This window comes from Natrialba taiwanensis DSM 12281 (genome assembly GCF_000337595.1).
Taxonomy (GTDB): domain Archaea; phylum Halobacteriota; class Halobacteria; order Halobacteriales; family Natrialbaceae; genus Natrialba; species Natrialba taiwanensis.
The window spans coordinates 334322-346402 of the sequence record NZ_AOIL01000067.1 but is presented as its reverse complement, the minus strand read 5'-3'; the positions used below and the strand labels follow the sequence as shown (position 1 = coordinate 346402).

Annotated in this window: 10 protein-coding genes and 1 pseudogene; 6 read left to right on the top strand and 5 right to left on the bottom strand. The window is 63.2% G+C overall.

Features of this window, described 5'->3' with window-relative positions:
• Positions 1-278 precede the first annotated feature (278 nt).
• From C484_RS20005 to C484_RS23500, 3 genes are read right to left on the bottom strand one after another with little or no spacing between them, the layout of a single operon-like run.
• On the bottom strand, positions 279-2564 hold the full coding sequence (locus C484_RS20005; RefSeq protein WP_006827691.1) for a PrkA family serine protein kinase: 2286 nt from the start codon (positions 2562-2564) through the stop codon (positions 279-281).
• Position 2565: 1 nt separating this feature from the next.
• On the bottom strand, positions 2566-4638 hold the full coding sequence (locus C484_RS20000; RefSeq protein WP_006663970.1) for a PrkA family serine protein kinase: 2073 nt from the start codon (positions 4636-4638) through the stop codon (positions 2566-2568).
• Positions 4635-4787, bottom strand: coding sequence for a hypothetical protein (locus C484_RS23500; RefSeq protein ID WP_160164258.1), 153 nt, complete (start codon positions 4785-4787; stop codon positions 4635-4637). The genes C484_RS20000 and C484_RS23500 overlap by 4 nt, the downstream gene beginning before the upstream one ends.
• A 401-nt stretch (positions 4788-5188) precedes the next feature.
• On the opposite strand from C484_RS23500, the gene C484_RS19995 reads away from it, so the two are divergent.
• Both C484_RS19995 and C484_RS19990 read left to right on the top strand, forming a co-directional pair.
• Complete coding sequence (locus C484_RS19995; protein ID WP_006827690.1) at positions 5189-5611, top strand: DUF5820 family protein; 423 nt, start codon at positions 5189-5191, stop codon at positions 5609-5611.
• A 73-nt stretch (positions 5612-5684) separates the two neighbouring features.
• Positions 5685-6131: a UPF0179 family protein gene (locus tag C484_RS19990; protein WP_006827689.1), complete on the top strand. Its 447-nt coding sequence runs from the start codon at positions 5685-5687 to the stop codon at positions 6129-6131.
• A 26-nt stretch (positions 6132-6157) separates the two neighbouring features.
• Here C484_RS19990 and C484_RS19985 read toward each other — a convergent pair whose 3' ends face one another.
• Complete coding sequence (locus C484_RS19985) at positions 6158-6508, bottom strand: winged helix-turn-helix transcriptional regulator (protein ID WP_006827688.1); 351 nt, start codon at positions 6506-6508, stop codon at positions 6158-6160.
• Positions 6509-6748: 240 nt separating this feature from the next.
• Between C484_RS19985 and C484_RS19980 the strand changes: the two are divergent.
• The 3 genes and pseudogenes from C484_RS19980 to C484_RS19970 all read left to right on the top strand — a co-directional run bounded on the left by C484_RS19980 (position 6749) and on the right by C484_RS19970 (position 10803).
• Positions 6749-9261: pseudogene (locus tag C484_RS19980) on the top strand (penicillin acylase family protein).
• On the top strand, positions 9258-9731 hold the full coding sequence (locus tag C484_RS19975; protein ID WP_006827687.1) for a hypothetical protein: 474 nt from the start codon (positions 9258-9260) through the stop codon (positions 9729-9731). Before C484_RS19980 ends, C484_RS19975 begins: the two are co-directional and overlap by 4 nt.
• Before the next feature lie 91 nt (positions 9732-9822).
• Positions 9823-10803, top strand: coding sequence for an aldo/keto reductase (locus tag C484_RS19970; protein ID WP_006827686.1), 981 nt, complete (start codon positions 9823-9825; stop codon positions 10801-10803).
• A gap of 10 nt (positions 10804-10813) precedes the next feature.
• Here C484_RS19970 and C484_RS19965 read toward each other — a convergent pair whose 3' ends face one another.
• Complete coding sequence (locus tag C484_RS19965) at positions 10814-11368, bottom strand: hypothetical protein (RefSeq protein WP_006827685.1); 555 nt, start codon at positions 11366-11368, stop codon at positions 10814-10816.
• 220 nt (positions 11369-11588) lie between these two features.
• Between C484_RS19965 and C484_RS19960 the strand changes: the two genes are divergently transcribed.
• Positions 11589-12002, top strand: coding sequence for a helix-turn-helix transcriptional regulator (locus C484_RS19960; protein WP_006827684.1), 414 nt, complete (start codon positions 11589-11591; stop codon positions 12000-12002).
• Positions 12003-12081 lie beyond the last annotated feature (79 nt).

Sequence of the window (12081 nt, the reverse complement as noted above, 5' to 3'; positions counted from 1 at the left end):
CCTACACGACGCTCTTCCGATCTGAGCAATCGTCTTCGCCCTGGCCGACGCCGCCCTGGTCGCGCTGGTCGTACTCGAACTCGGGCAGTGAGATGATCTTGACCGGGATGTTGATCTGGTCGGGGCGGCCGCCGCCGAGGTTGCCGTACTGGATGAAGTCGGCGAGGTCTTCGCGGCGCTGTTCGCCGACTTCGCGGAATCGTTCGAGGTCATCTCTCAGTCCCATGATTGCACCTCCACTGCCACCTTACGTTCGCGCTCGTCGTTGTGTTCGTCTGTCAATCCCATCGGTAGCTCACCTGTCCCATGACGTGTCTGCTGGTCAGTTCGGCTGACGCCGCCGAGTAGTCGAACTCCTCCACCATCGTCTCGATCGTGGTCTCCTTGACGGCGGCCGTCTCGGTCCCGCTCGGCGGGTCGTCCCACTGTCGTGGGTCGAAGTCCTCGAAGGTCCGGCTGACGTCGTCCCAGTCGTGGCTTTCGAGGACGCTCTTGATGACCGGAATCGCCGTCAGGTCGACGTTCGACGCCGAGAAATCCTCGTCGCGGTGCTCCCACGCGTGGCGGTTCAGCGACGTGATCACCTTCTCCCGACGGAAGTTCCTGACGCTTTCTCTGGGGAGATTCCCCTGGTATTCGTCCTCGGAGAACCGACCGAGGTGCTCGATCTCGAACAGCTTCATCTTCAGCGGGTCCGGCTCGACCTCTTCGCCGCGGTCGTTGTACAGCGGCTCGTCAGTCTCCCAGGCGTAGACGTGTTCGACGTACTCGGCGACGGTCTCCTCGTCGACGCGTTTCTCGTGCATGATCGCCTCGATAACGTCCGACTCCTGCTGGTCGAAGACGTAGTTCTTGACCGGGACGACGCGGTTCTCGAACTCCGAGCGTTCGCCCGTCGAGAAGACCGGCGCGTTCGCCATCCCTTCGGCCATCGAGTTCAACACGTCGCGCGGCATAACCACGTTCTCGACGCCGAGTTCGGCGTGGTGGCGGTCCCGCTCGGTCTGGAGCAACTCCGCGAGCGTATCGCGCGTGTACGTGACCGGAATGCCGTGGTCGCCGTCGTTGCCGTCGTCGTCGAAGTCGAACTCGTCTTTCTCCCGGCGCGTGTCGCCCTCCTGGAGGAACCCCTGATCGTAGATCAGCGCCTTGTCGACCAGGTCGAGCCCGTTGGGAAGGTTCTCCTCGTCCAGGCGCGTGACGACCGCGTACAGCGCCGCCGCCTCGATCGCGTGCGGGGCGAACTCGCGGGTTCGCGTGTCGCCGTCCTGTCCCTTGATCGTCGTCGTTACCGGCTCGCGGATGCGCGCTTCGAGTTCGTCGTAGCTCTCGGCCTCCCAGATTTCCGTCTCGTTCGCCAGTTCGCGGCGGATGAGTTCGGTTTCGAGCGAGAGGTTCGTCAGGTAGCCAAAGCGGTGTTTGTCGAGGCGTCGTTTGAGCGCTTTCAGAGGGTCCATGCCGTTCCGGTCGGCATGCTGGTTGAGCTGGGCCTCCAGATCGGGGTTTGAGATGATCAGCAACTGCGTGTCGACGTCCATCCCGATCCCCTTGTCCAGTTTGACGGACTGCTCGTCGGGGACGTTCAGCAGCTTCTGGAGGAGGTCGGCGTGCTGGGCCGCGTCCTCGACGATGGTGAGGACGCTGTTGCCCTGCGACAGCACCCCGTCGTAGCTAAAGGCCTGCGGGTTCTTCCGACCTCGCGAGTCGAGTTCCTGGAGCATCCCGTGCATCCAGGAGCCGACGAGTCGTTCCTTCGGACGGCCCTCGTCCTCCGAGTGCAAGACGCCGACGCCCTGCCCGTGGTCGACGACGTAATTTTTCACGCGAAGGTGCTCGTCGTCGGCGATCGCCGAGAAGAGATCGTCGCTTCCCTCCCGACGATAGCGCTCTTCCAAGAACTCGTAGGCTTCCCGCGAGAACGGATCGAGTTCGGTGTCGATCCGGACGGGGACGTGGTCGTCGAGTTCAGCGTTCAGATCCGCGAGCAACTGCGAGCGGACCTGCTCGGGGAACACCGACAGCGGGTGGGCTTGGACGGGACTCTCGTACCAGTTCTGGTCGTCGCCGGCGGTCGGATCGACGCCGTAGCTCAGACCGCGGTCGCCCGTCTCGGCGGTGGTGACGTTCCACTCGACGGTGTAGCGTCGCCCGTCGGGCGTCTTCGAGTACTCTCGGAGGCCGTTGACGAGACACCGCTTGAGTTCCGACTTGCCCGTCGCTGTCGGGCCCTCGAACCAGATGATCTTCTCGTCCTTGCCGCGACCCGCGGCGATCGACCGGAGGTCGTCGACGAACCCGTTCAACACCTCCGTGTTGCCGAGAATCGCGTGCTCGCCGTCGTTGTGCGGGTCGTCGAAGAAGCGATAGCGCTCTTTCTCTTCGCCCTCCTCGACCACCGTTCGCGTCCCGGCGGCTTCGATCGCCTCGAGCAGGTACTTCGACGCGTGCGAGGCGATCGTCGGGTTGTCGAAAATCCGGTCGACGTACGCCGCGAGACTCATCGGCTCCTCGTAGGTCTCTTCGAGTTCGCGATCGGCCTCGGTGACGTAGTCGTGTCCGGTCATGTTAGTCTTCCATCTCGGCTTTGGCGACCTCCGCGCCGGCGAACTCGAGCACTTCCTTGGCACCGCCCTCGGAGTAGCCCTGTTCCATCAGCGCGTCGATCCACGCCGAGCGCTCGTCGTCGTCGAACTCGTTGGCCGAGACCAGCGCCGAGAAGTTGATGTTGTGCTTCTTGTCCTCCCAGAGCTTGCGTTCGAGGGCGCGACGCAGGCGCTCGTTATCCTGCGGGTTGAAGGCCTCGCCCTCGCGCGCCCTGCGGCTGACCCAATTGCTCACTTCCTGGCGGAAGTCCTCTTTGCGGTCTTCGGGAATGTCGAGTTTTTCCTCGACCGAGCGCAGGAACGTCTCGTCGGGTTCCTGCTCGCGCCCGGTGAGTTCGTCCTCGATCGTGTCGTCGTCGATGTAGGCCATCACGTGGTCCATGTACTTCTCGCCCTGGCGCTGGATCTCGTCCAGATCGTAGGCCAGCGCGTGGCGCACGTCCTCGATGGCGCGCTCCTTGTACTCCTCGCGGACCGTCTCGAGGTAGCGGTAGTAGGTCTCGAAGTTGTCCTCCGGGATGGAACCGTGGTGTTCTAAGTTCTCCTCGAAGAAGTTGAACACCGTCAGCGGCGACAGGAAACCGCGGGAGCGGTGTTTCGAGTCCATGATCGCCTCCGCGATCTCGTCGCCGATGAACCGCGGGGAGATGCCGACCATCCCCTCGCCGATTTCGGCCGTCTGCTCCGCCTCTTCGCGGAGCTTCTTGATGTCGATGTCGTCGCCCTCGTCGATTTCGCCGTTGTAGGCTTTGACCTTCGAGAGGAGGTCGACCGTCTCGGCATCCGGCTCCTCGATCCGGGTGAGGACGCCGAACAGGCCGGCCATCTCCAGGGTGTGCGGCTCGACGTTGATGTCCGGCACGTCGGCGTTGTTCAGCATCTTCTGGTAGATCTGGGACTCGTCCTCGTAGGACAGGACGTACGGGAAGTCGATCCGCTTGGTGCGGTCGTTGAACGCTTCCATCTTCTCGTCGCCCTTCTTGTCCTTGTACTCGGGCATGTTCGTCCGGCCGACGATCACCTGGTCGATGTCGATCCGCGGATTGTTCTTCGGCTTGATCGTCTGCTCCTGGGTCGCGTGCAGGAAGTCATAGAGGAACTCGCGCTGGAGCTTGAGCAACTCCTCGCCGGAGAAGATGCCGCGGTTCGCGTTACAGAACGCCCCGGAGTAATCGAACGCGCGCGGGTCGGACTCGCCGTAGATGGCGATCTTCGAGTAGTTAACGTCACCCGTCAGCTCCGTTTCGTCCTGGTTCTTCTTGTCCTTCGGCTCGAAGGTCTCCAGCCCCTGCCGTTTGTTCTCGTCGGCGACGAAGCGGATGATCTCGACGTGGTTCTCTAACACCTGCTGGAGGTCGTCGTCGTAGTACGCGAGCAGTTTGTCCATGTAGAACTCGCTCTCCGGATCGAGCGACTGCTCGTTTTGGATCGTGTACGGCGCATCCAGGCGCTCGTTGACATCGTCGATCACCCGCTGGCGCTGTTCGTACGGCAACAGGACCAGCGGGTCCTGGTTCATCGGCGACCGAACCGTATCGTCGGCCGGGTCCTGGTCTTTGATGACATCGCAGAGGTTCGTCCACCGGAAGGTGTACATCCGCCCCTCCTCGTGCATCGTGTAGTCCTCGAAGTACTCCCGAACTTGCTTGTCGAAGTGGGACTTCCCCGAGCCGACCGGGCCGAGCAGGAGTTTGATCCGCCGTTCCGGTCCCAAGCGTCTGGCTCCCGACTTCACCTTGTTGACGAACTCGTGGATAGACTGGTGGATCACCGTCCCGTAGAAGGTGTTCTCACCGTCGTTCAACGGGTCCTCGCTGGCCAACTGGTACTCGACGACGCCTTCGGTCTCGTCGTACGTCGTCCCGTAGTAGTCGAACATATCCGCAACGCGCTGGTGGGCGTTCCGGGTGATCTTCGGGTCGTCGTACACCGCTTCTAGGTACCAGTCGAAGGACTTGGTCTCCCGCAGGTCCGCGGGCATCGATTCCTTGTACTCCGTGCTGAGTTGCTCGAGTGTCTCGATGTCACCGGTCATTGTATCATTGCCAGTTGTGGATCCCCGTCGGTCGTGAGCCGAGAGTCGGTCCGATCGCCAACCCTCAGCGTCGCGGCTACCCTCCGGAACGAGACGGGGGCTCTCGAAGAGGGCATACCCATGCGGGCGACGGCGGCTTTCTCTGTCATGTGTGAACTCCCACCATTCACCGATGGCCGGTGACCACGTCTGGAAGCGTGGGCAACGTACCAGGGTGGGCGTGGGGTGAATCGGTCCGACGGACGGATACCGATAGTATTTAATGAGTGAGTAATCCAGGTACTTAACGTTGGCCCCAAAAGGTATTTATTAGGAGATTATTACGGGAGATATCTGCCACTATTCTCTATAGGCGAATGGTATCGTGGGCCACAGTTCGTGCCGAGCGACGTAAATGACCTGCCTGCATTGCCGTGGTTCACTCGCGCGCGCTCTGGTACCTAACATGATATGTCTACAGGTATCAACAGTTGGGTTCGTTGCAGTAACTGAAACACTACTCAGCGTTCGGCGACGACGGAGATTTAGGGACAGTCCTCCTACCTTCACCATGACCGATCTCGCAGCGCTCCCCGATTCCTGGGACATCTGGGCCGAGGGCGAGGACGGCCGCCTCGTCCTGGCGTACCGTCCCGATATCTTCAACGGCAACGACCTCCCCGCCCCCTGCCTCCCGACGCTGTATCTCACCCACGGCAAGCGCACGCGTCGCCCCGGCCAAAATCCAACCGACACGACCGGCCGAAACGACTGGTACGTTACCCTGTATCTCGAACCCGAAATCACCCTCGACGGCGGCACCCAATTTTCAACGCGATCCGACGCGCTCTCGGCCGCGCTCGAACTCGCACAGCAGTTCGACGCGGGCGAAATCGATTATCGAGGCTGCTATCAGGTCCCGCGCGAGCAGTACTTCGCGCGACTCGACGAGTTCACCGGACGCGAACCAGCCGGCAAGAGCGGGGGAGAGTGAGACGCGTTCAGCGATCGATCGATCCTGACAGCGGGACGTGAGGCTTAACCGCGAGTGGCGAGTTATCTCTACTATGTCTACTGTCACGCTCGTCGGCTCCCGGCTCGCCGAACCGGGAACCGAGTTCATCTATCAGGGCGAGGCCGACGGCTGTGCCGGCTGTCCGTACCGGAGCCAGTGTCTCAACCTTTCGACGGGGACGACCTACCGCATCACGTCGGTTCGCGAGAACGCACAGACGCTCGAGTGTGCGATGCACGACGGCGGCGTCCGCGCCGTCGAAGTCGAACCCGTCCCCGTGCGCGCGAACATTCCGACGAAGGGTGCGTTCGCCGGGAGCAAGGCGAGTCTCTCCGGTCCCTGTCCGTACGTCGAGTGCCCGAGCCACGAGTTCTGTGAGCCCGACGGTGCCGACTTCGACGAGGAGTACCGGATCAGCGAAATGCTCGGCGACCCGCCACACGACAACTGTCACCTCGACCGATCGCTACAGCTCGTTGAACTCGAACAAGAGGACTGAACGCGGTCGGTATCGCCCGGTTAACTCTATTCTTGTGCGGACTCGTCGTCGAGCCAGGTGCCGGCCCAGCACTCGATTTCGTCGAAGACGGGTTCGAGCGATTTGCCCTTGTCGGTGAGACTGTAATAGGTCGCGATCGGGGCGTCCTCCTCGATGCGGCGCTCGACGAAGCCCGTCTCGCCGAGATCGTTGAGGACGCGCGAGAGCGTTCGCGCGTTCGCGCCGGTCGAACGCTTGAGTTCGTTGAACCGCTGTTCGCCCGAGAGCAGTTCGTGGAGGACGGCCAGTCGCCACTGGGAGCCGATCTGTTCGAGCGATTCGATGACTGAGCAGGCACCGGCGTCGGTTTCGCGGGTATCGATCTGCTGGGAAGACATTCGATTGACAGTCCCTACAGCGTGGAGTACTATAGCAGTTCGGAAACGAACTAGCTAACGTGGAGTTATCACTTCCCGGCCGAGTTCGTGAGTCTCCGCAGACCGGCGCTGGCCGAGTTTAGAACGCGTCTCGGCTGGAACGGCGGGAATTTACGACGCATATCGTCCACGAAACCACCACACCTGCCGGAGAATCGTCCCAACAGGACAGTTATGTACCACTAGCAACAGGTGTCGGATGTGAAGACTGATACCACGCGACGGGGTGTCCTCGCCGGGGTGTTGGCTGCCGGTGTCGGCGGGCTCACGTTGACGTCTGCCCGGGAGTTGCTCGATCAGTTCGCACCGCTCTCGGGCGACGCCTGGGACGCGGCGAATCGCTCGCTCCCGGACACCGTCGAGAGTCCCTACGGCGAGGCCAGCGTCCGCTACGACGAGTTCGGCGTGCCGACGGTCGCGGCCGACGGCGAGGCGGCGGCGTACTTCGCCGTCGGCTACACGCAGGCGTTCGATCGGCTCTTCCAGCTCGACCTCCAGCGGCAGGTTATGCGCGGACAGGTTTCCGAACTCGTCGGCGAGTCGACCGTCGAAGACGACGAGTTTCACATCGCGATGGACTTTGCGGGAGCGGCCGAGGCGACCTGGGAACACGTTTCCGAGACGCCGGCCGGGCCGCTGATCGAGGCCTACGCGGACGGCGTCAACGCGGTGATCGAAGACGGGCAGCTCCCCCTCGAGTTCGAACTGCTCGGGGCCGAGCCGGAGCCGTGGACGCCGGTCGATTCGATGCTGATGGAGAAACAGATCTCGTGGGATCTAACCGGGAATTTCGCCGAGTTGCGTCAGGCGCTGCTCGCGGATCGACTCGGCAAGGAGACCGCGGCTGAACTCTATCCGGAGCGGCTGGATCACGACGTGCCGATTCTTCGGGACACGGTCGAGGGAGAGCGACTGGATGCGGACGAACGCGGTGACAGCGAGACGGAGCGCGAAACTGGAAGCGAAGCGGCGTCCGATACCGGAACCGAGGGCGATGCTGCGAACGCTGTGGACCGACTCCGACAGTCCGAGACTGCATCCGACTCCGACACCAATACTGCTGCCGAGCACACTGCCGCCGTCGGTCCGGCGCTTCTGAACTGGCTCTCGCGATTCGAGTCGCCGCCGGGCGTCGGTTCGAACAGCTGGGTCGTCTCCGGCGAGCACACCGAGAGCGGAACCCCGACGTTGCCTACGACCCGCATCTCACCCTGATGACGCCGCCGCTGTGGTACGAGCAACACGTCGAGACGCCCGAGGCCTCGGTTCGCGGCGCGACCTTTCCCGGCGTCCCGTTCGTCATCGCCGGAGCCAACGATAGCGGCGTCTGGTCGTTCACCAACGTCGGCGCGGACGTACTCGACTGCTACGAGTACGAGTTCGACGAGGCGGGCGAGCGCTATCGCTACGAGGACGAGTGGCGCGAGTTCGAGACCGAGGACCGTGAACTCGCCGTCGCGGGCGGCGAGAATCGCACGATAACGGTCAGGAAGACGGTCCACGGGCCGGTCCTCGAGCGCGAGGGCCAGACCGTCGGCGTCGCCTGGACCGGCCACACGGCGACCCGGACGACCGAGGCGATCTACGAATTCGGTCGGAGCGACGGCCTCGACGACGTGCTCGAGTCGACCCGGAAGTTCGATCTACCGACGCAGAACCTCGTCTACGCGGACGCCGAGGGGCGGACGATGTACTACGCAACGGGCAAGCTCCCGATTCGGGAGGTCGACGGCGAGGCGGTGGCCGGAAACCGGATCTTCGACGGCTCCGCGGGCGAGGGGGAGTGGGAGGGCTTTTCCCCATTCGGCGAATCCTCCTGGGAGGGATTCGTCCCGTTCGAGGAGAAGCCCCACGTCATCGATCCGGACGTGCTCGCGACGGCGAACCAGCGCGTGACCGACGACCCGGCCCACTACGTCGGGACCGCCTACGCCACCCCCTACCGCGGGCAACGGATCTACGAGCGACTCGACGAGCGCGTCGACAGCGGCGAGCCGACCGATCTCGACTTTCATCGCACCCTCCAGGATGACGTGTACGATGGGCGGGCAGCGCAGCTCGTTCCCGACCTCGTAGACGCCGTTCGAGCGAGCGAGACGACCGGGCTCGCGGACACCCGCGAGGCCCTCGAATCGTGGGACTACCGCATGGACCGCGACTCCCGCGGTGCGCTCGTCTTCGCCCGCTGGTTCGAACACTACCGACGAGAACTCTTCGAACCCGCGTTCGACGACGCGGGACTGGACGAATCGTACTACCCGAACGATTGGGTTGTGGCGACGCTTCCCGCCGACAGCCACTTCTTCGCCGAGCGCTCGCGAGCCGAGACGATGGTCGCCGCACTCGAGACGACGCGAGACGAACTCGACGAGGAGGGCTGGGACACGTACGGCGACTGGAACTCGACGCGGGCGATCGAGCATCCGTTCAGCGTCGAAGCGCCGTTTCTGGACTACGAGACGGAGCCAGCCGACGGGTCGCGGGCGACGGTCAAAAACTACCGCGTCGACTCGGCCGTCGGCTCGAGCTGGCGGATGGTCGTCGAACCCGGCGGCGACGCGACGGCGATTCTCCCCGGCGGGAACTCGGGCGACTACTTCTCCGAGCACTACGACGATCAGTTCGACCGGTGGCGAAACGGCGAGCAGAAAGCGATGGGTCGGACGGTCGGCGACGGCGAGGCGGACGTCTCGTTCGTGGAGGACGACTCATGAACGCCGACTCGACCGATGGCAACCGCGACGAGCCGGAACCGACGGCGGTTGCCGACACAGATGACGATACCGACACTGCCACCAACACCGGCACCGACACCGATGCCGGCACCGCTGACGGGAACCGATCGCCCGTCGCTGAACTCACTCGTCGGCTGGAAGCCGTGAGAGCCGATCCGCGCCAGCGGGCCGTCGCGCTCGTCCTGACGACCGTCATCGCGCTCGCGCTCGCGTGGCTCCACTGGTTCGGGCTCGTACTCGCGGGCGCGCTCGTGGGTCTCGTCTCCGCGAACCTGTGGCGCGCGCTCGCCACCGCCGCCGGCTTCGGGCTGATCGCCCTCGGAGTCTTCGTGATCAGTCTGGGCGGCGCGACCGCAACGGTTCTGGAGATGCGGCCGGTCGTCTATCTCACCGTCGGCAGTGCGATCGGTCTGCCGGTGCTCGGCTCGTTGGTTCGAGGAATCGTCTAACGCGAGCTGCGACTCCCGGGACGATAATCGGCGACGGTCGCAGTCCCGACCCGGACAGAACTGTTTTCTTCCCGCTCGTCGAGCCTCGCATATGGAGTACACGACGCTTGGAAACACCGGCATGGAGGTCAGCCGCCTCTGTCTCGGCTGCATGAGCTTCGGGTCGAGCGACTGGCGCGAGTGGGTGCTCGAAGAATCGGAAAGCACGGAGATCATCGAGCGCGCCATCGACCTCGGGATCAACTTCTTCGATACGGCCAACATGTACTCGCGGGGCGAATCCGAGCGCATCCTGGGCGACACACTCGCCGAGTTCGACTACCGCGATGCGGCCGTCATCGCGACGAAGACCTACTTCCAGATGCGCGACGACGACCCGAACTCGGGCGGACTCTCGCGAAAGGCGATCGAACAGGAACTCGCCGCCAGCCGCGAGCGCCTCGGCGTGGACACGATCGACCTCTACCAGATCCACCGCTGGGACGACGACACGCCGATCGAGACGACCATGCGCGCACTCGACGACGCCGTTCGCCGCGGCCACGTTCGATACGTCGGTGCCTCCTCGATGTGGGCTCACCAGTTCGCCGAATCGCTGTACACGAGCGACCGACTCGGACTCGACCGGTTCGCTACGATGCAAAACCACTACAACCTCGTCTACCGCGAGGAAGAACGCGAGATGCTGCCGCTCTGTGACAAAGAGAACGTCGGCGTCCTCCCCTGGTCGCCGCTTGCTCGCGGCTACCTCACGCGCCCCCACGAGGACATCGACGCGACGACGCGCGGCAAGACGGAAGAATACCTGTACGACCACCCCTACCGAGAGGGCGGCGGTCCCGAAATCAACGCCCGCGTCGCCGAACTCGCCGCCGAAAAAGGCGTCACGATGGCACAGATCTCCCTTGCCTGGCTGCTCCACAAGGACTGGGTCGACGCACCGATCATCGGCACGACCAGCGTCGAACACTTAGAGCAGGCCGTCGACGCGCTCGATATCTCGCTGTCGGCGTCCGACATGGCCTATCTCGAAGAGCCGTACGAACCGGTTCCCGTGTCGGGCCACTCGTAACTGCACTCGATCACGGGAGTTCCTCGGCGGCGGCAACCAGTTCCGCCTCGGTTTCCCAGCGGTGGAGTCGCCCCTCCGACTCGAGCAGATCGAAGACGCCGTCCTGCATCCAGCCGAAGGGATGGTCGTCCTCGCCGTCCGGGTACTCGCGCTTGAGCACGTGACTCTTCTCGAAGAACTCGGACGTGCCGGCGAGCAACCCCTGTTCGACGAGGAAGTCGCTCGGCTCCTTCTCGGCGACGCCGACGACATGCGTGACGAGATCCGCGATGAGACAGAACTTCTGAATCCCGTTTTCCCACTCGCCGCGAACGTCGACCATCCGGAACGCGTAGGCATCGGATCGGCGATTCAGCCGGTCGACGACGAGGTTGAGCCGCCGAATCGGTTCGCGGTCGTAGCTGCCGAGGACGAAATACGAGCGGTCGCTCTCGTAGATCGGCGTCAGCTCGCTCAGCGAGTGCAAGATGGCCTCGTTGTCCGCGAGCGAAATGTCCTCCCGATCGAGTCGCTCGTACGCACTCGTGAGGACCGCCTCGGGGACGGCCGGCTTTGAGTCTGTCATGTGCAATGAGTGTCGGCAATCGACCATAGTAGTTTCCGGGTCGTTTCCGATTTTCCGATTCTTCGTCCTTGATCGAGAAAGTGGCAATAGAGGCCCGAAATCCCGATAACGTGGGACACAAGTATCGGAAACCAATCGGAATTCGACGAGTTCAGTATCTTACCTGCGAGTGATTCACTCCAGAGTAACTTACTTGGTGTCCCAGCACGTAGCTCGCCGTATGAGTACCCGGCTCGGCACGCCCGAGGGACCGAACACCCGCGAACTCCTTCACTTCGTCACCCAAGAAACGCGATTTGCACTACTCATGAACGTCCTGCAACATCCCGAGCAACTTCCCTCGATGTACGAACTCGAGCAGTTGAATCCGAGCGTTAGCGAGGCGACCGTGTACAAACACGTCCAGAAACTGATCGAGGCCGGGATGCTCGAAGGGGTGGAGCTGTCCGAAGACGAGCGCCAGCAGGGGTATCCGTGGAAATTCTACAGGCTTACTGCTGAGGGGCGGCAGTTTCTCGACGAACACAATCTGCTCGCCGCGGAGGAGACGCTCCAGCACCTGTACGAGACGATTTCCGATAAATCGGCGAAGATGAAACGGTACGAGAGCGCGCCGCGGCCGTCCGTCGAGTGAGCGGTGCGCGGGCCGCGTCGTTCAGCGCACGTTCGCACCGGTCGAGTGTAACCGCGGATTCGGCGGGTTGGGCGACGGG

What these genes read in the sequence shown, in the direction of transcription:
- C484_RS20005 (WP_006827691.1), bottom strand. Translation starts at nt 2,564, where the DNA reads ATGACCGGACACGACTACGTCACCGAGGCCGATCGCGAACTCGAAGAG.
- C484_RS20000 (WP_006663970.1), bottom strand. Translation starts at nt 4,638, where the DNA reads ATGACCGGTGACATCGAGACACTCGAGCAACTCAGCACGGAGTACAAG.
- C484_RS23500 (WP_160164258.1), bottom strand. Translation starts at nt 4,787, where the DNA reads ATGACAGAGAAAGCCGCCGTCGCCCGCATGGGTATGCCCTCTTCGAGA.
- C484_RS19995 (WP_006827690.1), top strand. Translation starts at nt 5,189, where the DNA reads ATGACCGATCTCGCAGCGCTCCCCGATTCCTGGGACATCTGGGCCGAG.
- C484_RS19990 (WP_006827689.1), top strand. Translation starts at nt 5,685, where the DNA reads ATGTCTACTGTCACGCTCGTCGGCTCCCGGCTCGCCGAACCGGGAACC.
- C484_RS19985 (WP_006827688.1), bottom strand. Translation starts at nt 6,508, where the DNA reads ATGTCTTCCCAGCAGATCGATACCCGCGAAACCGACGCCGGTGCCTGC.
- C484_RS19975 (WP_006827687.1), top strand. Translation starts at nt 9,258, where the DNA reads ATGAACGCCGACTCGACCGATGGCAACCGCGACGAGCCGGAACCGACG.
- C484_RS19970 (WP_006827686.1), top strand. Translation starts at nt 9,823, where the DNA reads ATGGAGTACACGACGCTTGGAAACACCGGCATGGAGGTCAGCCGCCTC.
- C484_RS19965 (WP_006827685.1), bottom strand. Translation starts at nt 11,368, where the DNA reads ATGACAGACTCAAAGCCGGCCGTCCCCGAGGCGGTCCTCACGAGTGCG.
- C484_RS19960 (WP_006827684.1), top strand. Translation starts at nt 11,589, where the DNA reads ATGAGTACCCGGCTCGGCACGCCCGAGGGACCGAACACCCGCGAACTC.